The 21,253-nt window shown below is 70.8% G+C and carries 11 protein-coding genes and 1 pseudogene; 5 read left to right on the top strand and 7 right to left on the bottom strand.

The window, feature by feature from the left end; all coding sequences use genetic code 11:
* Nucleotides 1-23: 23 nt before the first annotated feature.
* Nucleotides 24-461, top strand: a complete 438-nt coding sequence (locus LAJ50_RS20180) for a DUF6393 family protein (protein ID WP_224096410.1) — start codon at nucleotides 24-26, stop codon at nucleotides 459-461.
* Between the two features lie 17 nt (nucleotides 462-478).
* Nucleotides 479-1,405: an XVIPCD domain-containing protein gene (locus LAJ50_RS20175; protein ID WP_138655172.1), complete on the top strand. Its 927-nt coding sequence runs from the start codon at nucleotides 479-481 to the stop codon at nucleotides 1,403-1,405.
* A 111-nt stretch (nucleotides 1,406-1,516) separates the two neighbouring features.
* Here the strand turns inward: LAJ50_RS20175 and LAJ50_RS20170 are convergent, their stop codons facing one another.
* The 7 genes and pseudogenes from LAJ50_RS20170 to LAJ50_RS20140 all read right to left on the bottom strand — a co-directional run.
* Entirely contained in the window at nucleotides 1,517-2,587 is a 1,071-nt protein-coding gene (locus LAJ50_RS20170) for a virulence RhuM family protein (protein WP_138655174.1), read from the bottom strand.
* A gap of 17 nt (nucleotides 2,588-2,604) precedes the next feature.
* On the bottom strand, nucleotides 2,605-4,662 hold the full coding sequence (gene recD / locus LAJ50_RS20165) for an exodeoxyribonuclease V subunit alpha (RefSeq protein WP_224096409.1): 2,058 nt from the start codon (nucleotides 4,660-4,662) through the stop codon (nucleotides 2,605-2,607).
* A gap of 301 nt (nucleotides 4,663-4,963) precedes the next feature.
* The gene (locus LAJ50_RS20160) at nucleotides 4,964-8,722 is read right to left on the bottom strand and encodes an exodeoxyribonuclease V subunit beta (protein WP_138655435.1); all 3,759 of its coding nucleotides are present in this window, start codon (nucleotides 8,720-8,722) and stop codon (nucleotides 4,964-4,966) included.
* 178 nt (nucleotides 8,723-8,900) lie between these two features.
* Nucleotides 8,901-12,305 carry an exodeoxyribonuclease V subunit gamma gene (gene recC / locus LAJ50_RS20155; RefSeq protein WP_224096408.1) on the bottom strand — a complete coding sequence of 1,135 codons (3,405 nt, stop codon included), beginning with the start codon at nucleotides 12,303-12,305 and terminating at the stop codon, nucleotides 8,901-8,903.
* A gap of 194 nt (nucleotides 12,306-12,499) precedes the next feature.
* Nucleotides 12,500-13,132 carry a GyrI-like domain-containing protein gene (locus LAJ50_RS20150; RefSeq protein ID WP_138652469.1) on the bottom strand — a complete coding sequence of 211 codons (633 nt, stop codon included), beginning with the start codon at nucleotides 13,130-13,132 and terminating at the stop codon, nucleotides 12,500-12,502.
* Nucleotides 13,133-13,212: 80 nt separating this feature from the next.
* Nucleotides 13,213-13,635, bottom strand: a complete 423-nt coding sequence (locus tag LAJ50_RS20145) for a DUF4440 domain-containing protein (protein WP_138652467.1) — start codon at nucleotides 13,633-13,635, stop codon at nucleotides 13,213-13,215.
* A gap of 58 nt (nucleotides 13,636-13,693) precedes the next feature.
* Nucleotides 13,694-18,784 (bottom strand): annotated as a pseudogene (locus tag LAJ50_RS20140) (putative Ig domain-containing protein); the annotation flags it as partial.
* 725 nt (nucleotides 18,785-19,509) lie between these two features.
* On the opposite strand from LAJ50_RS20140, the gene LAJ50_RS20135 reads away from it, so the two are divergent.
* The 3 genes from LAJ50_RS20135 (at nucleotide 19,510) to LAJ50_RS20125 (ending at nucleotide 21,252) form a co-directional block, all read left to right on the top strand.
* The gene (locus LAJ50_RS20135; RefSeq protein WP_130551425.1) at nucleotides 19,510-20,061 is read left to right on the top strand and encodes a tail fiber protein; all 552 of its coding nucleotides are present in this window, start codon (nucleotides 19,510-19,512) and stop codon (nucleotides 20,059-20,061) included.
* Between the two features lie 66 nt (nucleotides 20,062-20,127).
* Nucleotides 20,128-20,655: a tail fiber protein gene (locus LAJ50_RS20130; RefSeq protein WP_130551426.1), complete on the top strand. Its 528-nt coding sequence runs from the start codon at nucleotides 20,128-20,130 to the stop codon at nucleotides 20,653-20,655.
* Between the two features lie 60 nt (nucleotides 20,656-20,715).
* On the top strand, nucleotides 20,716-21,252 hold the full coding sequence (locus LAJ50_RS20125; protein WP_130551427.1) for a tail fiber protein: 537 nt from the start codon (nucleotides 20,716-20,718) through the stop codon (nucleotides 21,250-21,252).
* Nucleotide 21,253: the final 1 nt, after the last annotated feature.

The raw sequence follows: 21,253 nt of genomic DNA, 5'->3' as shown, positions 1-21,253 counted from the left end.
ACCTCAGGAAAAGGAAGATCGCCATGCCACGCTTCACGCCTTGCGGCTGGACTGCATCGATGGCTTTGATTGCCGCCGCGGCCCTGCCGCTTGCATCCTGCACCAACACGGGCACGGCGCACCGCGCGCCGACACAGGAAGCCTCCATGACATCAGGAGTTGGTCCCATGCTGGAAGAGATCTACGCGTCCCGGAAACCTGTCCGGTTCGAACAGTTGGATGTCAGCGACATCGTGCGCAGGCACTTCCCCGTCGGCATCGACAAGGCCACCGTCATTGATGCGTTCGCAAGCTCCTCCACCTCGAAGGTGGTCGAGGACACGGCGGACAAACTGGTGGTCCGCGACAACCATGGTCAGGCCATGCTGGACCCGGATGCGCGCTCTGTCGTGATCACCTTCCATCTGGATACGGATGGCAAGGTGTCCGGGATCGAAGCGCTGCACCTCAAGAACCAATAGGGATCCTGGAGCGCCTCATGGACGAGAAGATCGAGGTCGGGTACCGCAACATCGGGGCGCAGCTGGGCAAGGACTATCACCACAAGTTCCTGCTCTACACGGACAAGCAGGGTCAACAGCACACCATCAGTGGATGGACGGGGGATCCTCAGCCCGGCCTGCCCTATGGAAGGATGCACGTCGAAACCGACCTTCCCTACGACAGGACAAATCCCGACCATCCCGCCAACCCCAACGCGGTGGGCCAGAAGCAGTATCGGGAGGGCATCGCGCACGGTCCGGACCTGTCCAGGACCTGGCAGCAGATGGTCGCCAACGCCAGGAGCAAGGACGACAGATACCCTTACGACCCGCTGGAGCAAAACTCCAACACGCTGGCAGACAGCGTGCTGCGGGACGCAAAGCTGCCGGAACCCAGGCAGGATGGATTCACCGGTCATTGGGCGCCCGCATCGGGACGGCAGCTGGATGAGTCGATCAAGCCGGTCGTGCCTGGGCTCGGCAATTCAGGCCGGGTCTCCAGTGCCGGGCACCCCGCCCTGGATGCCGATCGCGAGGCCCAGCTGCGCAACGACCCGTATTTCAGGCAGGCGCTGGCAGGACTGGACAGGCTTGGTCCCGAGGCAGGCGTCTACACGAACCAGCAGGACAAGGAACGGATGGCGGGTGCGCTCGCGGTAGAAGCCAAGCAGGGCCGCCTGCCGGGGATCCAGGAGGTAGTCGCCAATCCGGCCAACGGCAACCTGTTTGCGGTCTGGAAGAACCCGGGAAACGATCAGGACGTCATGCGCGTCCACATCGACAAGGGCGAAGCGATCAAGCAGCCCTTGGCCGACCATCTGCACAGGCTTGAAATCGCCAACCAGCAGGCCGTGCAGGCGCCCACTCAAGAAGCCCATTCGCGCTCGATGGAGCAGCCCCACCACGGCGCATTCGCGCGGTAAGTGGCTTTTGAGGGCCAAGAGGCCCCCGCCTTCACGAGGACGAGTGCTGGCATGCGTCGACTTGGTGCGCGACGGTAAACAACCCCGATGGGCGGCGCCTGCAGCGGCTGGCTAACGCTTCTTCCGACCGGGGCCGGGCTTCGTGCCACGCACAGGCTGCTTGCGTGCTTGCTCGATCTGTTTCAGATCCCGTGTCGCCGCGTCGAAGTCGCGCTCGACGGGCGAAGGCTGGTTCAGCTGGTGTCGCTTGAACCTGGCGAACTGCGCCTTGCCATGTTCCAGCGCCTGTTCACTGCTGACGCTGCCTGCGTGCGTCAGGACCGCTCGATCGCTCAGACGCAGAAATTCATCGAGCTTGGCGATCCAGTCGGCCATGGTCATTGGTTTGCGGTTGAGCGCCTGCAGCTCGGCGAACTCCAGATACGCCGTCACGATGCGGTTGAGCGCTTCCAGTTCATCGGCCTGCAGATAGCTCTTGGCCACTACCGCGTCGGCGCCGCGCGGCGCGCTGCCGACCCAGTTGGTCATGCCGGCCTGTGGCTTGTCGCCATCGGCACGCGCCAGGATCAGTTCCGCGGCGGTGTGTCCGTGCGCCGCCCAGTGCATCTTGTTCTGCACGGTGGCGAAGAAGCGCTGGCTGGCTTCGGCTCTCGCATCGTAATCGACGCTGGTTGCGTAGATATCCAGCACCTTGCGCCAGAACATCTTCTCCGAGGAGCGGATGTCCCGAATCTTCTCCAGCAACTCTTCGAAGTAACCGTCGTCCGGGCCGCGCTTGAGACGCTCGCTGTCCAAGGCGAAACCTTTGACCAGATAGCTGGAGAGGCGCTCGGTGGCCCACTGGCGGAACTGTGTGCCCCGGGCGGACCGGACGCGATAGCCGACGGCGAGGATGGCGTCGAGATGGTAGTGATCGGTCACGCGCTTTACTTGGCGCTCGCCCTCCATTTGAACTATTCGGAATTTCCGAATAGTTCGTTCAGGATTGAGCTCGCCCTCGGCGTAGATCCCCGCCAGATGCTCGTTGACGGTCGGAACAGACACCTTAAAAAGCTCTGCCAGCTGCCGTTGCGTTAGCCAAACAGATTCGCCTTCCAGCCGAACCTGGATGCGCGTCTGTGCGTCCTCCGTGCGGTAGAGGATCAGCTCCGACTGCGGCGCGTCCTGATCTTCCTGGTTCATTGCGTCTCCTGTCTGCGTCAGAACAAATCGCCTTGGATCGGTGTGGCCGCATCCTCGTCGCGCGCGGGTTCCATCGCATTCTCCTGACCCCCCAACCGCCACGCCAGCCCCGACATGCGCTCGGCGTGGCGGGCCAGGGCGTCGCGCAGGACCTGGGCGCTGCCGGCGATGTGCAGGCGGGTGCGGGCGCGGGTGATGGCGGTGTAGATCAATTCGCGCGAGAGGACGCGGCTGTCGTTGCGGGGCAGCTGGAGCCAGACTTCGTCGAATTCGCTGCCCTGGGCCTTGTGCACGGTCATGGCGAAGGCGCTGTCGTGGGCGGGCAGCGTGGCGGGGTGGAAGGCGCGCACTTCCCCGGGCGCGTCGCCGGGGAACCAGGCCATCAGGGTGGCGCTGTCGTCCTGTGCCGCAGGAGCGCTTGCTTCGCTGCGCCTCGAGGAAGGACTCGCTTCGCTTCGTCCCGAAAAGGGACTTGCTTCGCTGCGCCCCATAAAGGGACTTGCTTCGCTGCGCAAACAGATGCCGATGTCGCCGTTGAACAGGCGGTGGCGGTAGCTGTTCTGGGTGATCAGCAGCAGGCGGCCGTGAAACCAGGCCGGCGTGGGGCCGGTGCGTCGGCCGGAGAGCAGTTCCTCAATGCGGGCGTTGAGGCCGCGCGCGCCCTGCGGGCCTTCGCGCACGGCGGTGAGCAGGCGCAGGCGCTGGGCGCGGGCCAGGGCGGTGGCCGGGTCGGGGGCGTCGGCCAGGCTGCGCCAGTGCGCCAGCAGGGCCTCGCGCTGCACCTCGAACGGGTCCAGCACGTCTTCGTGGAAGTGCACGCCCTGCAGCCCGCCGCCGCGCAGCAGGGCCAGCGCGGCGTCGGCCTCGCCGCTGCGCGCGGCTTCGGCCAGCGGGGCGAGGTCGAAGTCCGCGTCCTGGCGGTAGCCGCGACGCAGCTGCACGCGGTGACCGCGCAAGCAGGTGGCGTCGGCATCGATGGGCGTGCCGGGGCCGAGCAGCGGCTGCAGCGCGCGCGCGTCGTCCTCGCGCAGGGCGTCGCCCGGGCCGGCGGCGGCGAGGATGGCGGCCAGCACGTCGCCGGCCTCGACCGAGGGCAGCTGGTCGGCATCGCCCAGCGCGATGAGCTGGGTGCCGTCGGCCACCGCTTCGACCAGCTTGCACATCAGCGGCAGGTCGACCATGGAGGCCTCGTCCACCACCAGCACGTCCAGCGGCAGCGGGTTGTCGGGCGTGTGGCGGAACGCGGGGCTGTCGGGGATGACGCCGAGCAGGCGGTGCAGCGTGCTGGCGGTGTCGGGCAGCGCGGCGCACAGGCCCGGGTCGATGCCGGCGGTCAGCATCGCGGCCACGGCGCGGCGCAGGCTTTCGGCCATGCGCTCGGCGGCGCGGCCGGTGGGCGCGGCCAGGGCGATGCGCGGCGGCGGCGCGCCCGAGGCGGCGGCCAGGGCGATGCGCAGCACCAGCAGGCGGGCGATGGTGGTGGTCTTGCCGGTGCCGGGGCCGCCGGTGACCAGCAGCAGGGCGCGGCGCAGGGCCAGCGCGGCGGCGCGGGCCTGGCGGTCCTCGCCCTGGGCGGCGTGCGGGAACAGCGCGGCGAACACCTCGCGCACGCGGCCGGGATCGTCGGTGAGCGGTGGCTGCGCGGCGATGCGGCGCAGGCCGGCGGCCAGGCGCGCTTCGTACTCGCGGTAGCGGCGCAGGTAGAGCAGGCCGGTGCCCTCGCCGGTGTGTTCGAACACCAGCGGTGCGTCGGTGGCCGAGGTGGCGAGCGGATCCTCGGGCTGCGCGATCCAGGACGAGGCGCGCAGCTGTTCGATCCAGTCGGTTGGATCGGGCCAGGGCAGCGGCGGGTCGGCGCTGGCGGCGGGGCCGGCGTCGATCAGCAGGCGCGGGCGCGCGGGGTCGAAGCCGGCGTGGCCGTTGGCCACGGCCAGCGAGGCCAGGGCGGCGGCGGCCAGCACGGCGTCCGGTGTGTCGGGGCGCAGGCGACGCAGGCTCTGCGCGAAGGCGTGGTCGAGCGTGCGCAGGTGGCCTTGGGTGTGGAGGGCGGTGAGGAGGGAGAGGGTGGAGCTCATGGTGTGCGCTCGCTTGGTGCTTCGGCACCGTGATTGCGAGCGTGCTTGGGGTCGCGGGTGGGGGTGGAAAGGAAGCGCGTGTTCTGTTGAGCGCAGCGGAGCGGCAGCGTTCCTTCTTCGGAGTGGGTGTTGCGCGCGTTCTGTTTGTGACTTCGGAGGCGCCCCCTCACCCCCTCAATCGCTAGCCGCGATTTCGAGCTCTCCCCCGCGAGCGGGGGAGAGGGGGCAGAAGATGGCGCGCGCCGTGGATAGCGAGCAGTGAGGTGCGCGTGCGGGTGAACCGAAGCGTGTGAGTGAGCGCTCATGCCGCGGCCTCGGTGGCGTTGCCGGCAAACAGGGCGTCCAGGGCGTGGATCAGTTCCGGGGCGAAGCGCTGGGCGTGGACGCCGGGGGAATCGGCGCGGGTGGCGTCCAGGCCGCGGCAGAACAGGTAGCGCAGGCCGCCGAAGTCGCGGGCGTAGTCGTAGGCCGCGCCCAGGCGGAAGCGCAGCCAGCGGTGCAGGGCCAGGGTGTAGATCAGCGCCTGCAGGTCGTACTCGCTGTGCGCCATCGCCTGGGCCATGGCCGCGGCGTCGTACTGGGGCAGGCGGTTGGACTTGTAGTCCAGCACGTACCAGCGCCCGGCGTGGGTGTAGGTGAGATCGATCAGGCCGGTCATCAGGCCCTCCAGCACGCGGCGCAGGCCGAAGCTGTGGCGCTCGCGGATCACGCCATGGGCGTGCAGCAGCTGCAGCAGCGCGTCCACCTGGGTGGGCTGCAGGGCGAACTGGAATTCGATCTCGGCGCGGCGCGCCTCGGGCGGCAGCTCGCACAGGCGCAGGCCTTCGGGCAGGGCGACGGTCAGCGTCTGGCCGATCAGGTCGGTCAGCGCGGCCACGCCGTCGTCGAGGGCGTCGAGCGGGTAGCCGCCGGCCTTGAGCGCGGTCTCGATCGTGCTGCGCTCGTCGGCCGGCGCGGGGTCGCCGGCCTGCCAGTCGCGCCAGGCGCCGAAGTCGGCCTCCTCCAGCGCCGCGTGCAGCACCACGCCGAAACGGTTGCCGGAGAAGCGCGCATCGAAGGCCTCGGCCGGCTGGGTCGCGTCCGGCGCGGGGTCGGCCTCGGGTTCGTCGCGGCCGCCGGCGGTGGCCACGGTGGCGCGCGTGGAGGTGTCGACGCTGCCGCCTTCGGCGTTGGCCAGCTGGGTGAAGCTGTAGACCCACCAGTCCGGCGCGAGGTGGCGCGTGGCCTGTCGGGCGGGCGGCGTGTCGCCGGCATGCGGCGGCGGCAGCCACGGCAGCGCGGCGGGCTGGGCGTCGTCGCGGACGATGTCGGCAAGCTCGGGCAGGCCGTCGAGCATCGGCCACAGCGGGGTCCTGCGGTGCTCGTAGAAGGCGCCGGTGGCGATCCACAGCGCGTGCTCGGCGCGGGTCAGGCCGACATAGAGCAGGCGCGCGTCCTCGGCGCGCTGGGCGTCGACCCAGCGCTGCCTGGCCGTGGCCCAGCCGGAGGTCTCGACCTGCAGTCTCCAGTGCAGCGCACGCGTGCCGTCTTCGTCGGCCACCACGCACGCACGGCCCGGGTCGGGCGGCTTGCCGCCGATGCCGGCGAAGGGCAGGAACACCAGCGGGTATTCCAGGCCCTTGGACTTGTGCAGGGTGACGATCTGCACGCGGCGCGCGTCCGATTCCAGCCGCAGCAGCTGGGTCTCGTCGTCCGGGTCGGCCTGGGCGATGCGCTGGGCCAGCCAGTCCACCAGCCCGGCCAGGCCCAGCGCGCGCGCGTTGGCCTGCTGCAGCAGTTCGCCCAGCTGCAGGTAGTTGGTGAGGCGGCGTTCGCCATCGAACAGGCCCAGCAGGCGCTCGGCGTTGTCGGCGCACAGGTCCGAGACCAGGGCCAGCGGGCCGCCGCGCTGCCAGCGTTCGCGCCAGGCCACGGCGCGCTGCTGCCAGGCGCCGAGCGCGGCGCCGTCCTCTTCCAGCGCGGCGATGCCGGCCGCGTCCACGCCCAGCAGCACGGTGGCCAGCGCCGCGCGCAGGCGGCCGTCGTCGGCGGTGTGCAGCAGCGCCAGCAGCAGGGTCAGCAGGTCGCGCGCCTCAGGTGTGGCGAACAGGCTCTGCTTGCCTGCCGCCACCGCCGGGATGCCCACCGCGGCCAGCGCCTGCTGGATACGGGTGGCCTCGCGGTGCGTGCGCACCAGCACGGCGATGTCGCCGGGCTGCACGGGCGCGCCGTTGAGCGTGGCGCTGCCGGCGCGGGCCTCGCTCAGCACCGCGTGGATGGCCGCGACGCAGGCCTGGGCGGCCAGCTCGCGCGAGCGCTGCGCGCTGTAAGGCTTCTGCTTGCCGGCCTCGTCGCTGGGCGGCGGCGGCGCCTGCCACAGCGTCAGCGCGGGCGCGTCGCGACCGGCGCGCCGGTAGTCGGCATCGTGGCGCTGGGTGCCGGGCAGCACCGGGTGGAAGGCGATGTTCTCGTCGAGGAAGGCCTGCGCGCCGGCCTGCGCGTACAGCGCCTGGATGGCGCGCAGCACGGCCGGGCGCGAGCGGAAGTTGCGCGCCAGCGGCGGCGCGGCCTGCGCCGTGGCCGCGGCGCGCAGATAGGTCTGCACATCGCCGCCGCGGAAGCCATAGATGGCCTGCTTGGGGTCGCCGATCAGGGCGAGGAAGCGGCCGTCCGCGCCCTCGCCCGCGCCTTCGCCGAACACCGTGTCGAAGATCGCCCATTGGCGCGCGTCGGTGTCCTGGAATTCGTCCACCAGCGCCACCGCATACTGCGCGCGCAGGCGCTGGGCGAGCGCGGCGCCGTGCGGCCCGGCCAATGCGTCGGCCACGCCGTCGATCAGGTCGTCGTAGGTCTGCACGCGCAGCTGGCGCTTGCGCTGGGCCAGGCGCGTGCGGGCGGTGTCGCGCAGGGTGTGGAGCAGGCGCACGCTGGCGCGTTCCTGCGCATCGGCGAGCTCGGCGAGCGCGGCCAGGTACGGCGGGATCAGCGCGCACAGCGGCGAGGTCGGCGTGGATGCGGCCTTGCCCTTGTTCGTTTTGGTCTCCAGCGCCTCGGGCGCCAGCAGCGCCAGCTTGGGGTGCGGCGGGGTGGCCCAGTCGCCGCGCGCGCAGCGCTGGGCCAGGTCGTCCCAGAGCTCGTGGATCCAGGCGGCCTTGTAGCTCTGGCCGTTGAGGATCTTGGTTTCGACGGCCTCCAGCAGCGCGGCGCGCAAGGCATCGCCATGGGTGGCGAAGGCGTCGGCCAGCGCCTGCGAGGCGCGGTGCAGTTCGGCTGCGCTGCGCGCGGGGTCGTCGGCCTGCGCGGGCAGCGGCGGCAGCAGCACGGGCTGGCGGATCAAGGCGTCCAGATCGCGCGCCAGGGCCTCGGGGCCGGCGGGCCACAGCGTCATCAGCAGCGGCGCCTGCGTCGCGTCGGCGGCGGTGGTGCGCCACAGGTCGGCGGCCAACTCGTCGCGCAGCGCGCGGTCGTTGGCCAGCAGCTCGGGCGCGGCGAAGGTCTGGTCGCTTTCCAGCGCATGCTCACGCAGCACGCGCGCGCAGAAGCCGTGGATGGTGAAGATGGCGGCCAGGTCGATCTCGTCGGCGGCCTGGCGCAGGCGGCGGCGCAGCTGCGCGGGCGTCTCGGCGCCGGTCTGCAGGTGCGCGGCGATGATGGCGCGGCTGAGGGCGATATCGGGCGCTTCGGCTGCGTTTGGTGCTGCGTCCTGTTGCCCGTGTGGGAGCCGCCATGGCGGCGAGGGGCTTTCCCCGGTTACTGCGTCTGCGCCGCCCTGCCCCGGTTGGGGATCGGACGAGTCGGCGGGTTGGTCGGTGGAGCCACTCGCCGCCATGGCGGCCCCCACCGGGTCGGGGACCAGGGAGGCGGCCAGGGCCAGGCGCTCGCGGATGCGCTTGCGCAGTTCCTGCGTGGCGGCGTCGGTGAAGGTCACCGCCAGGATCTGGCCGATGCGCAGGCGCCGCTCGACCACCAGCCGCGTGACCAGCGTGGCCAGGGTGAAGGTCTTGCCGGTGCCGGCGCTGGCCTCGATCAGGCGCGTGCCGGTGAGGGGAAGATGGAGGAAGGGGTCGGAGGGCGGGGTCATGCGCGGGCTTGGTGCGCTGTGCGGCGGACGCATGCGGAGGGCGGCTGCATTGCCGAGCGGCTCGCGAACACATCGAGGTGCAGCGGCCAGCGTCCATTGGGCAGGCCGCGTCCACTGACGCCGCCTTGGCCGCCGCGCCCATGCTGCAGGCAGTGCCCGCGTGAGCCGCCCTGCCCCGTCATGGTTCGCCCTCGCTTTCCGCTTCTGCGGCGAAGGCGTGCGTTTCGTCGAAGCCGGCGTGCAGGGTGCCGTGTTCGACCGCGCCGAAGATGTCGAAGCTGGTCTGCGCAAAGTCGCGCAGCAGGGCCGGATCGGTGAACGGGTCGCGACCGCGCAGGGCGAGCTGGTAGGCCTCGCCGTTGCCTTCGCCCCAGGAGCGCTCGCTGCCGCGCCAGCGGGCGGCGGCCGCCTTCAGCGCCTTGTCGGCATCCTCGGCGTTGAAGTACTCCCAGCCGCTGTACGGGCCGAACGGCAGCGGCGCCTGCAGGCCACGCGCGCGTACCTCGAGCAGGCGCTGCAGGGCGGCGCGGGCCTGGTCCGGGGCGAGCGGTGCCCGCACGAACGGCCCTACGCCGGGCAGGTCGCGATTGCCCGGATCGAAGAAGCGCACCAGCGGCAGCGCCAGCCCGGCCGCACTGGCGAGCAGCCAGTCCAGCCCCTGGCGGATCGCGGCCGGTCCGTTCATCGCGCCCAGTCGCACATGGGCCAGGCCGTGTTCGTAGACGCCCTCGAGGCGGCCTTGCAGGCGCAGCGCATCGAGCTCGACCTCCACGCGCACGCTGCCGCGCGGCGCCGCACCGCGCCAGGCGATGAAGGCCTCGGCATACGGCTGCAGCCGTGCGACCAGTGCCGTCAGCTGCTGGCGCCCCAGCGGCCCGGACGGCAGCAGCGCGCGCGCGCGCAGCGTCTCGTACAGGCCCTCCTCCCTGCCTTCGAGCAGCGCGTCGAACACCTGCTGCTGCAACAGCGCCTTCTCCAGCCCGGCGGCGGGCGCGAGCAGCGGCTCGACGTCCTGGCCGACGTCGTGGTCCTCGGCCAGGCGCAGGCCCAGGCGCTGGCGCAGGAACTGCTCGGCCGGCGCGGTGAGGAAGCGGCGCAGCGCTTCGAGCGGCAGCACGCTGTCCGGCTCGCCGCCCGACGCGGGCAGCCCCGCCTGGTACCAGGGCGCAAGCGCGGTGCGCGCGCCGCCGATGCGGGCCGAGGCCGGCTGCCACTGGGTGCGATAGCTGAAGCGCCGCGGATCGCCGTTCGCGCCGAACGCGGTCGGCGCGAACGGCTGCAGCGCGTGGCGCACCGTCAGCCCCTTGGCCGCCGCGACCGGATCGGCGTGGTAGCGCGCGGCCTCGGCGATCAGCTCGCTGACCAGCGCCGAGGGCTCGCGCACGCTGCCATCGCGCGCATCGGCGCCCAGGTAGCTGACGTAGAACACGTCCTGCGCGGCGGCGAACAGCTGCAGGAACAGGAAGCGGTCGTCCTCGCGCGTGGAGCGGTCGCCGTGACGGCGACGCTCGCTGCCCAGTTCGGCGGTGAGGCGGTTGAGGCCGGCGGCCGGGTCGCGGCGCGGGAACTCGCCATCGTTCATCCCCAACAGGCAGATCACGCGGAACGGCAGCAGCCGCATCGGCACCATGCGCCCGATGCTGACGCCGCCGGTCAGCAGCGGCGCGCGCGTGTCGGCCTGGCCCAGCACCGCGGCGAAATGCGCGCGCACCACCTCGGCCGGCACGGCGGCGGCGAAGCCGGCGCGCGCGGCGTCCTGGGCGAAGGCGTCGATCAGCGTGCGCAGGCGGTCCAGCGCGCGCTGGGTGTTCGCCGCGGACGGCGGCTGCGGCAGCAGGGCGTCGAGCAGGGCGAGCAGGCGCTCGCGCCACTGGGTGGGCGAGAGCGCCTCGTCCAGGCTGCGCTGGGTGCGGGCCAGCACCCGCAGCAGGCGCAGCAGCGCATCGAGCGCATCCAGCGCGCCGCCCTCCAGCGCCGGATAGGGCGCGACGCCGGCGATCTCGTCGCTGCTGCCGCTGGCGTGGCCCAGCAGCAGCCGGTCCAGCGCGAAGGCCCAGGTGTAGGCGTCGTCGGCCGGCGCGCCGTGGCGCGCGCGGTGCGCCGCGTCCACGCCCCAGCGCGCGCCGGCGGCGGCCAGCCAGCCGTGCAGGCGTTCGAAGGCGGCCGCGTCCAGCCCGGCCGCGTCGGCCAGCGGCGGGCTGGCGAGCAGGTCCAGGATCTCGTGCAGGCCGAAGCGCGAGACCGGCAGGTCCAGCAGGCGCACGAACACCTCGGCCAGCGGCTCGCCGGCCAGCGGGCTGGTGTCGGCCAGCGCGTAGGGAATGCGCGCGCCGGCCGTGTCGCCGCCGAACACGGCTTCCAGATATGGCAGATAGGGATCGATGTCCGGCGCCAGCACCGCGATCTGGCGCGGCTGCAGCGGCGGGTCGAAGCGCTTGTCTTCCAGCAGGCCGCGCAGCTGGTCGTGCAGCACCTGCAGCTCGCGCAGGCGGGTGTGGCAGGCGTGCACCTGCAGGCTGGGGTCGGTCGGGTCCAGCTTGGTGAGCGGTGCGGGCTCGGGCGGCGCGGCGCGGCGCAGCAGGTCGTGCTGCAGCCGGCGCAGCAAGGTATCGCCCAGGCCACCCTCGGCCAGGGTGCGCTGGCCGGTGTCGAGCGGGTCGGCGTAGACCTCGATCTCCGCGCTCGGGTGCACCACCTCGTAGCTGCCCAGCATCGCCATGAAGTCGCGCCCGGCCGCGCCCCAGGCCTGCAGCAGGCGGTTGTCGCCGGCGGTGCCCTCGAACAGGTCCGCATCGGCCGAAGCCGCCGCGCGCGCGCGCGGACCCAGCGCCTGCAGATCGCCCCAGTAGCCCTGCGCGGGCGTGGGCAAGTAGAAGTGCAGCGTGCCCACGCGCGCCTGCGTGGCCAGCACGCGCAGCACGTCGGGCGAGACATTGAGCGTGGCAAAGGCGAACACGCGCCGCGGCAGGCCCTGCGGCAGCGCGCCGGTTTCGAACCGGTCCAGGTACTCCTGGATGCGCCGCGCGCGGTGCGTGGTGCCGGCGGCGACGTGGCGCCACAGCAGCGCCTGCGGATCGCGCGGATCGGCGCCGGCTTCCCAGCGCAGCAGCCAGTCGCGGCGCCAGGCCTGGTACTTCTCGAACACGCCGGCCAGTTCGCCGGCCAGCGCCCACGGCTTGAGCGCGTCGTCGCCGCGCAGATAGCCGGCCAGCTGCGCCAGCGCCGGATTGGTCAGCAGCGTCGGGTCGGTCAGCGCCGCATACAGGCGCCAGTGCAGCGTGGCCGCGTCGAGTTCGTCGCGGGCCGCATCCGCGGCCTGCCCGGGCGCGGGATTGGCCGCCAGCGCGCGGGCGACGAATTCGCCCGGGGTGAGGAACTCCAGGTTGGCCGCCACGCCATGTTCGGCCGCCAGCGTGGCCTGCAGCCAGCGTCGCATCGCCACCTGCGGGATCAGGATCACCTCGGGCGTGAGGATCGACTGGCCGGGCACGGGCGTGCGCAGCTCGGCCGCCAGCAGCTGCGCCAGCAGGTCCAGGGCATTGGAGGGATAGAGCCGGAAGTCGGCGGGCGGCGGCGCGGGCATCGTGCGGGATTGTGCCGCAGACAGGTCGCCGGGGTTGAGATCGCGTCGAAGCGCGCAGTCGCTGGCGGCGGCGGTCCTTCCCCGCTCGCGGCGGCCAGGAACATGCAGGGATGCCAGCGCGAACCTTGGCGCTCAACGGCCGAGCGAGCAGCTCGACGATCCGTCGTCGACGCAAGAGAAATCCCCGGCGCGTCTCAGCGCTGGGTCTCGGCGGAGATCGCACGAACCGGCTGCCTCAGGATGGTCCTGAGCCTGGCCGGCGCGGTCTTGCGTGGATCGCTGAGATAGATCTCATGATGAGGACCGTTGAAGGTGACGCCGCGTCCGGGCATCACCGTGTCGTGCAGCCGCTCGAGCACCGGGCCTTCGTCATCGTAGCGACCGATGTGCAGGATCTGCAGCGACCGCCCCTCGGCGTAGGGCTCGAAGCGCAGCGAGGACGGCGGATCGTTCCGCTTGGCGAGGGTCTTGGCGACCGCATCCTCGAACAGGGGGCGGGTGACGAAGTCCGGCACCATGATCATGACCGTCCATTGCCAGCGATCCTTTTCGCGGCGGACAAAGGCACCGGGGTCGTCCGACCACCAGAGCGCTTCCAGCGGCGGCACCACATAGTCGCGGCCCAGGCCGTTCTTCGCCGCGAACTTCATGGCATAGCTGACGCCGTAGAGCCATTCGACCGCCGTCCTGTACTCGGCCGCGGTATTGGGGTCGCCCGATCCATCGATCTTCACGTAGGTCAGGGTCGGCACCGCGATCTCGGCGAAGTCCTGCTTCGGCGGATTGAAAAGGTCGCGAAACTGCCGCTTCAGGTCGAGCTTGTCCATTCACGCATCCGTCCGGATCAGCCGGCCTGCGGACATAGGGCGGCGGCCGACATTCCTATAGAAAGAGGCTTCCGCACGCATCACGGGTCGTCTTCCCAGGCGATGGAGGCGATCCGCCAGCCGCCAAGGGTGCGCACGCACTGGAACAGTTTGGCACCGCCGCCGCCGTAGCGGGCACCCTGGTAGCGGCCGCGCTTCTCGTAGGTCGAATGGCGGCAGGCGATGTCGCGCAGCACCTGTGTCCGCGCGCGCGTCTCCCATTCGTGGAAGTCGGTGAGCGTGCCGTCGGACAGCATCCGCGCCCGGGGCGCGATGAAGCGGTCGAGCGTCATCGTGTCCGGCCCGCTGCCGGCTGCCCGCGTGACGATGGCCCCGGGCAGGAACAGGTCACGCAGGGCCTCGACCGGAATCGCCCGCCCGTCACGATTGTCGAACGCGCCATAGAACGCGGCGATCAACGCATCGATCGCCCCGTGGTCCCGCGCGTCGCCAGCGCCTGTCATGTCATGCCAACCGCGTTCTTTTGGGAGAAGGGGCGCCGGCCAGTGCGCCGGCGCGCCGTCAGTACTTCTTCTCGATATTGAACATCCAGGTCTGATCGTTCCCGCTGTCGCCGTCGGTGACACCGCGGTACTCGACGCGGGTGGACAGACCCTGTTCGCTGGTGAACGCCGCGCCCACGCCCAGCATCAGCCGGTTGCGGTCGAACACGCTCTGCCCCGTGCGGTACAACGGGCCGCCGACGGTGTCGGCATACCCCAGTGTGGCATCGCCCCGGCCCTGGAAGTCGTGCTGGTATTCCAGCCGGAACTGCGGCGTCAAACGGCCCCAGGACATCTGCCGACGCCACTCCAGACGCAGGCCGAGGTTGCCCGTGGTGGTGGACACGTCCATGTCGGCGTAGCGCAGCGCGAACGGTGCCATGGCCGACTCGGTGTAGCCGTCGAGCGTGGCGCGCGCCACATCCACCCGCGCGTACGGGGTGATCTGCCAGTCGCCGCGCTGCAGGTCGGCGCCGGAGGACAGCGAGGCGATCCACTGCTTGCCGTCGCGGTCGCCTTCGGCCAGCGCACCGTTGTCGGTCACGTAGCGGCGCAGGTCGTAGGACAGCAGCTGGTAGCCGACCAGGGCGTCGAAGAACAGGGTCTGCCCGGGGTGATAGCTGGCGTACAAGGCCATCGTGTAGGCGGTGGCCTTGCTGCGGCTGCCCTCGTGGCCGACGTCGCTGTCGTCGCGACCCCAGCCCACGCCGGCACCGACGGCCAGCGAGGACGAGACCAGATAGTCGGCGCCCAGACTCAACCCGTCGGACTGGAAGTCCACACCGGCGCGCTGGGCCTGCTTGTCCAGGCTGCCGGAGCGGATCGCGCCGCCCACCCACAAGCCCAAATTGCCCGCGCCCGCGCCGGCATCGGACGGCGACGATGCGGCCTCCATGCTGTCGCCCGCGACCCCGTCGTGCGGATCGTGTGCGCCCGGTTCGCAGGGTCGCGCTTCCAGGCTGCGGTCGTTCTGGCGGCAACGCGAAGTGGCCTGGAAGCTCACCCCATTGTCGAAGCCACGCGCGCCGCGATGGGTCGCCTCCAGCCGGCGCTGGAAGTTGTCGATCTGCGCCTTGGCGAAGCGCCGGGTCGACTCGGCCTGCGCATCGATCAGGCCGCGCACCTGCGCATCCTGGGTCGGATCCGGACGCGGCGCGATTGCGAACACGATGTCCGCTGCATCCGAGGTCGCATAGGCATTGGACAGGGTGAAACGCACCGTGGCCTGCCCGGAGAAGGTCGGGCTCGGTACGAAGGTCAGCACGAAGCCCGGGCCTTCCGCCGCCGCGGTGGGCACCCCCGTGGCGGCCGTGGCCGTGCGGGCGATCGTCGCGGTACCGGCATTGGCCGGCAGCACCGCCACCACCGCGGCCGCCACGAAAGGCCCGCCCGTGGCGTTGCGGGTGAGCTCCACGGTCTGGGTCTGCCCCATCACCGCGGGCACCGTCGCCGACGCCGCGACCGGACGGGCGTTCACGGTGAGGGTGACGGTCGCCGGCGCTGAGCTGCCGCCCGCGCCAATCGCGGTGTAGCGCACGCTGTCGGTGCCCACATAGCCGGGCGCCGGCGTGTACACCAGGCGCACGCCGTCGACCGTCGCCGTGCCGTGACCGGGCGCGCTGGCCACGGCGATGCTGTCGATACTGCCGCTGTCGTTGCGGGTCACCTCCAGCGTCAGCGGCGTGTCCACCAGCGTGGCGCCGCTGTCGTTCACCGCCACCGGCGGCGGCACCGCCGAGGCGATGGCGAGGGTGTAGGCCTGCGAGGCCGAGAACCCGTTGGCGTCGCTCACCTGGATGCTGAAAGCGAAACTGCCCGCCGCACTCGGCGTTCCCGAGAGCACGCCCGCCGTGGTCAGGCTCAGTCCGGCGGGCAATGCGCCGGTGGCCACGCTGTAGGCGTACGGCGCGGCGCCGCCGCTGACGCTCAGGACCTGGCGGTAGGCGGTACCCGCAGTGCCGGGCGGCAGCGTCGGCTGACCGATGGTCAGGGTCGGCGCGGCGATGCTCAGCGTATAGCTGCGGCTGGCCTGGCCAGCCACACCGGCGGTGCTGTCGGCGACAGTCACGCTGAAGACGAAGCTGCCCGCCTGTGTCGGTGTACCGGACAGCGTGCCCGCCGGACTCAGGCTCAGCCCGGCGGGCAGGGCGCCACTGGCGAGGCTGTAGCTGTAAGGGGCGGTGCCGCCGCTGGTGCTGAGCGCCTGGCTGTAGGCGGTGCCGGCGGTGCCGGCCGGCAGCGTCGGCGGTGTGAGGACCAGCGTCGGTGACGCGACGTCCAGGGTGAACGCCTGCGCCGCGGAGAAACCGCCCGCGTCGGTCACGCTCACGGTGAAGGCGAAGCTGCCGGCCGCCGCAGGCGTCCCGGACAGCACGCCCGCGGCGCTCAGGCTGATACCGCTCGGCAAGCTGCCGCCGCCGAGCGTGTAGGTGTACGGCGCGGCACCCCCACTGGTGCTCAGCGCCTGACGGTAGCTGGCACCGATCGCGGCCGCCGGCAGCGTCGGCGGCGCGATGACCAACGTCGGCGCGGCCAGGGTCAGCGTGTAGCTGCGGCTGGTCTGGGCGGCGACGCCGGCAGTGCTGTCGGTGACCTGGACGGTGAACACGAAGCTCCCGGCCACGGTCGGCGTGCCGGAGAGCACACCGCCGGCACTCAGGCTCAACCCCGTCGGCAGGCTGCCGCTGGTGATGCTGTAGCTGTAGGGTGCGGCGCCGCCGCTGGTGCTCAGGGCCTGGCTGTAAGCGCTGCCCGCGGTGCCGGACGGCAGCGTCGGCGGCGCCAGGGTCAGGGTCGGCGACGCGACCGTCAGGGTGAACGCCTGCGCCGCGCCGAAGCCGCCGGCGTCGGTCACGCTCACGGTGAAGGCGAAGCTGCCGGCGGCGGTCGGTGTCCCGGACAACACACCGCCCGCGCTCAGGCCCAAACCGGCCGGCAGTGCGCCAGCGCTGAGCGTGTAGGTGTACGGCGCAGTGCCGCCGCCGGTGCTCAGCGTCTGGCTGTAGCTGGCGCCGATGGCTGCCGCCGGCAGCGTCGGCGGGGTGATGGCCAGGGTCGGCGCGGCGATGGACAGGGTGTAGGCCTGCGCGCCGCCGAAGCCGCCGGCATCGGTGACGCCGACGACGAAGGTGAAGCTGCCCGCCACGGTCGGCGTGCCGGCCAAGGTCCCCGCGCTGCTCAAGGTCAGGCCCGCAGGCAAGGCACCGGAGCTGAGCGCATAGCTGTAGGGCGCGGTGCCGCCACTGGCGCTCAGGGTCTGGCTGTAGGCGCTGCCCGCGGTCCCGGGCGGCAGGGTGGGCGGAACGACCGTCAAGGTCGGCGTGACGATTGCCAGCGTATAGCTGCGCGTGACCTGTCCAGGGGTCCCGGAGGTGCTGTCGGTCGCGGTCAGGGTGAAGCTGAAGTTGCCGGCCACGGTCGGCGTTCCGCTCAGCGCACCGCTCGCGCTGTTGACGGTGAGGCCCGCCGGCAATGCGCCGGCGCTGACCGTATAGGCGTAAGGCGCGATGCCGCCGCTGGCCGGGTTGATCGCCGCGCCGTAGGCCTGGCCGGCGGTGCCGTTGGGCAGGGTCGTCGCCGGCAGCGTCAACGACGGCGACGCCACGGTCAGCGTGTAGCCACGACTGCCGGCGGTGGGCGTCCCGCTGTCGAAGGCGGACACGGTGAAGTTGAAACTGCCGCTGGCCGTGGGCGTGCCGGACAGCACGCCGGCGCTGCTCAGGCTCAATCCGGGCGGCAGCGCACCGCCGCTGACCGAGAAGGTGTACGGCGCGACGCCCCCGCTGGCGAGCAGGGTCTGGCTGTAGCCGCTGCCAGCGGTCGCGGCCGGCAGCGAGGCCGGCGCGACCGTGACGACCGCATCGTCGTTGAGAATCGTGCCGATGCCGGTGGCGCGGGCGATGCTGGCGTTGCTGGCACCGGACAGGGCCACGGTGAACGTCTCGTCCGGCTCGACGGCGGTATCGCCGTTGATGGTCACCGACACCGTCTGTGCGGTGGTGCCGGGCGCGAAGGTCAGCGTGCCTGAGCGGGCGACGTAGTCGCTGCCGGCGTTGGCGGTCCCGTCGGCGGTCGCATAGTTGACCGTGACGGTCTGCCCGCTGGCCGCGCTGAGGCCGACGGTGAAGGTCGCCGTGGTGACCCCGCTGTTGCCCTCGGTGACGCCGGCGTCGCCGATCGACAGCGTAGGCACCGCGTCGTCGTTGACGATCGTGCCCCGGCCCTGCCCGTCGGCGACCGTGGCGCCGCTGACATTGGTGGCGTTGACGAAGAAGGTTTCGTCGGGTTCGTTGAGCGTGTCGCCGTTGACCTGCACGGTGAAGGTGGCGGTGCTGCTGCCGGCCGGGATGGTCAGCCCGGCCACACTGGCGGCGATGTAGTCGCTGCCCGCGGTCGCGGTGCCATTGGCGGTGGCGATGTCGAAGCTGACCCCGCCGGTCCCGGCCGGCTGGCTCAGCGAGACGGTGAAGGTGAAATTGGTGATGCCGGCGCTGCCTTCGTTCTGCGAGACGTCGTTGATCGACAGCGCCGGCTGGTCGTCGTTGAGGATGGTGCCGGTGGCGCTGGACGGCGAGCCTACCGTGTAGCCGAGGCCCGCGTTGAGGCTGATCGCCACCGTCTCGTCCGGTTCCACGGTGGTGTCGGGGGTGGGATCGATGGTGATGGTGCCGGTGGTCTGGCCGGCCGGGATGACCAGCGGCGCGTTGACCGTGGCGTAGTCCGTGCCGGCGGTGGCGGTACCGCCGACGTTGAAGCCGATCGAGAGCGCAGAGGGCGCCGGCTGGCTCAGGGAGACGGTGTAGACGAGGTTGGCGCTGCCGTTCTCGGTGACACTGCCCGGCGACACCGCAATGGTGGCCGACGGGTAGTCGTCGTTGACGATGGTGGCGGTGGCGCTGGACGGGTTGCCGATCGTGTAGCCGCTACCGTTGGCCACCTGGAAGATCACCGTCTCGTCCGACTCCACCGTGTTGTCGGCGACCGGCGTGATCTGGAAGCTGGCGGAGATGGCGTTGGCCGGCACCGTGACGATGCCGACCGCGCCGGTGTAGTCGGTGCCGGTCGTGGCGGTGCCGGCTCGCGTCAGATTCACCGTGGTCGGTGTGCTGCTGGCCTGGCTCAGGGTCACCGTATAGAGGAACGTGGTGCCGCTGTCCTCGTTGGCGCTGGACGGCGAGACCGCGATGCCGGCGGTGCGCACCGGATTGATGGTGATATTGAAGACGATCCGGTTGTTGTCTTCATCTTCCAGGTAGAAGGAGTCCGAATTCACTCCGTCCCCGTTGTTGGTATATGTCACGTACTCGCTGCTGTCAGCGTTTTGACCTGGCGCGAAGAGGCTACCGTGCGCGGGCTGCGAGCCGACCTGTATTCCAAAGTTGCTCGGCCCGTCGCAGCTGCTGACGTCGAACGTCACCGAGGCGCCGGAGTTGATCGTCGCGGTTTGCGGCGTCGGGCAATAGGCGGCGAGCGCGACGTGAGGCGCCGCAACCAGCACCAGCGCCAACAACCAACGCAACACCAGGCGCACTCCACCCGGAGCGGTGCAATTCGTAGCCATGTCCCCATCCCCAGAAACGCGCCACCCCATGGGCGCCGGCGCCGGTCCTGGCGCCTCGGGCGACGCGGAATATCAGATCCGAACCAGATCTTGCCCACGCGTTGCGCGCGCATTGAAACAGTAAATCCGCGACCGCGTAAAGCATTAAGTGTTTCTAACCCCCCTATTCATGCAATAGGCACTTGCATGTCGACCGACTCTGGTCACTTAATACGGCGCGCGTCGTCGACGAAGCTCGTCGTTGCGGCGTCATCACTCGGGGAAGGGATATCCGCATGAGCGAGTTTTTCATCGGCCAGATCATGATGACTGGCTTTTCTTTTGCGCCTAAGTATTTTGCGCAATGCAACGGGCAGTTGCTGCCCATCAATCAGAACCAGGCGTTGTTTAGTCTGCTCGGCACGCGCTTTGGCGGCGATGGCAAGACCACTTTTGGCTTGCCCGACATGCGTGGACGCGCGCCGATGGGCTACGGGCCTTCCGCCGATCCAGGCTGGCAGCCACCCGCGGCGCCGATGGGGCAGGCCGCGGGCGCGGAAACGGTGTCGCTGGTGGCGGCCAATCTGCCCGCCCACACCCATCTGATGGACTGCAGTAGCGGGAACGGCGACAACCGCGTGCCGACCGGACGCCTGTTCGCCAACAACGTCGTCAGCCCCGGTCCGGGAACAGCGCATGCGTTGTATGCAGCCCCCGGCGCGACGGTACCGCTCTCGCCGTCCACTGTCGCCAACAGCGGCGGCGGCCAGGCGCATCCGAACCTGCAGCCGTACACCACGATCAATTTCTGCATCGCGCTGTCGGGCATCTTTCCCTCGCGCAGCTAGGCTCGGCCGGATCCCGGCGCGCGGCCTGCAGTCGCGCGCATCACGTCTCATCGACAAGGACGCACCATGGGCACCCCATTCATCGGCGAAATCCGCATGTTCGGCTTCGGTCGCACGCCTCAGGGCTGGCAGGCATGCGATGGCTCGCTGTTGCAAATCGCCGATTACGAACCGTTGTATGTCCTGCTCGGCACCGCTTACGGCGGCGATGGCACCAGCACCTTCGGCGTGCCGGACCTGCGCGGCCGCCTGCCGATCCACCAGGGCCAGGGGCCGGGCCTGAGCAACTACGTCCTGGCTCAGAAGGCCGGCACCGAGACGGTGACACTGACCGACCTGCAGATGCCAGCACACGCGCACACCGCCATGGCCACGACCGCCGCCGCGACCGCCACCGCACCTTCCGGACTGCTGCCGGGCGCGGTCAACGGCAGTGTGTTCTATGCCAGCGACGTCACCGGCGCCACGATGGTGGCGATGTCCACGCAGAGCACTTCGTTCGCCGGTGGCAGCCAGCCGCACGACAACCTCATGCCGACGCTGACGGTGCAGTACTGCATCGCCACCACCGGCATCTTCCCGCAGCAGGCCTGAGCCCGTGCGCCGCACCAACATCCCTGCGCTCGCCATCTGCTCCATTGGAGGAGTCCACTCATGACCGAACCCTACGTCGGCGAAATCCAGCTGTTCGGCTTCGACTACAACCCGTATGGCTGGGCGCTCTGCAACGGCGCCACGCTACCGATCACGCAGAACACCGTGCTGTACTCCCTGCTCGGCGTGGCCTATGGCGGCAACGGCAGCAGCACGTTCCAACTGCCGAACTTCGCCGCACGCTCGGCCTGTCAGCAAGGCGCGGGTCCGGGCCTGACTCCGCACACGCTGGGCAGCAACTTCGGCTCGCCCTCGGTGAGCCTGCAGAGCACGCAGATTCCAATGCACCAGCATGGCATCAATGCCTTCTCGCAGGCGGACGCCACCAAGAAGACCGGTACACCGGCCAGCGGTGTGGCCCTGTCGTCGCTCAACGTGAACACCGAGCGCCCGTTCCTGGCGGTCGCGCCAGACAGGCAGTTCTCCCCGACCATGCTGGTGCCCACGGGCACCGGCCAGGCGCACGAGAACCGGCAGCCGTATCTGGCGGTCAACTTCTGCATCGCGCTGCAGGGCGACTACCCGGTCTTCAACTGAG

Source organism: Pseudoxanthomonas sp. X-1 (assembly GCF_020042665.1).
GTDB lineage: Bacteria > Pseudomonadota > Gammaproteobacteria > Xanthomonadales > Xanthomonadaceae > Pseudoxanthomonas_A > Pseudoxanthomonas_A spadix_A.
This window is presented reverse-complemented; position numbering and strand designations above follow the sequence as displayed.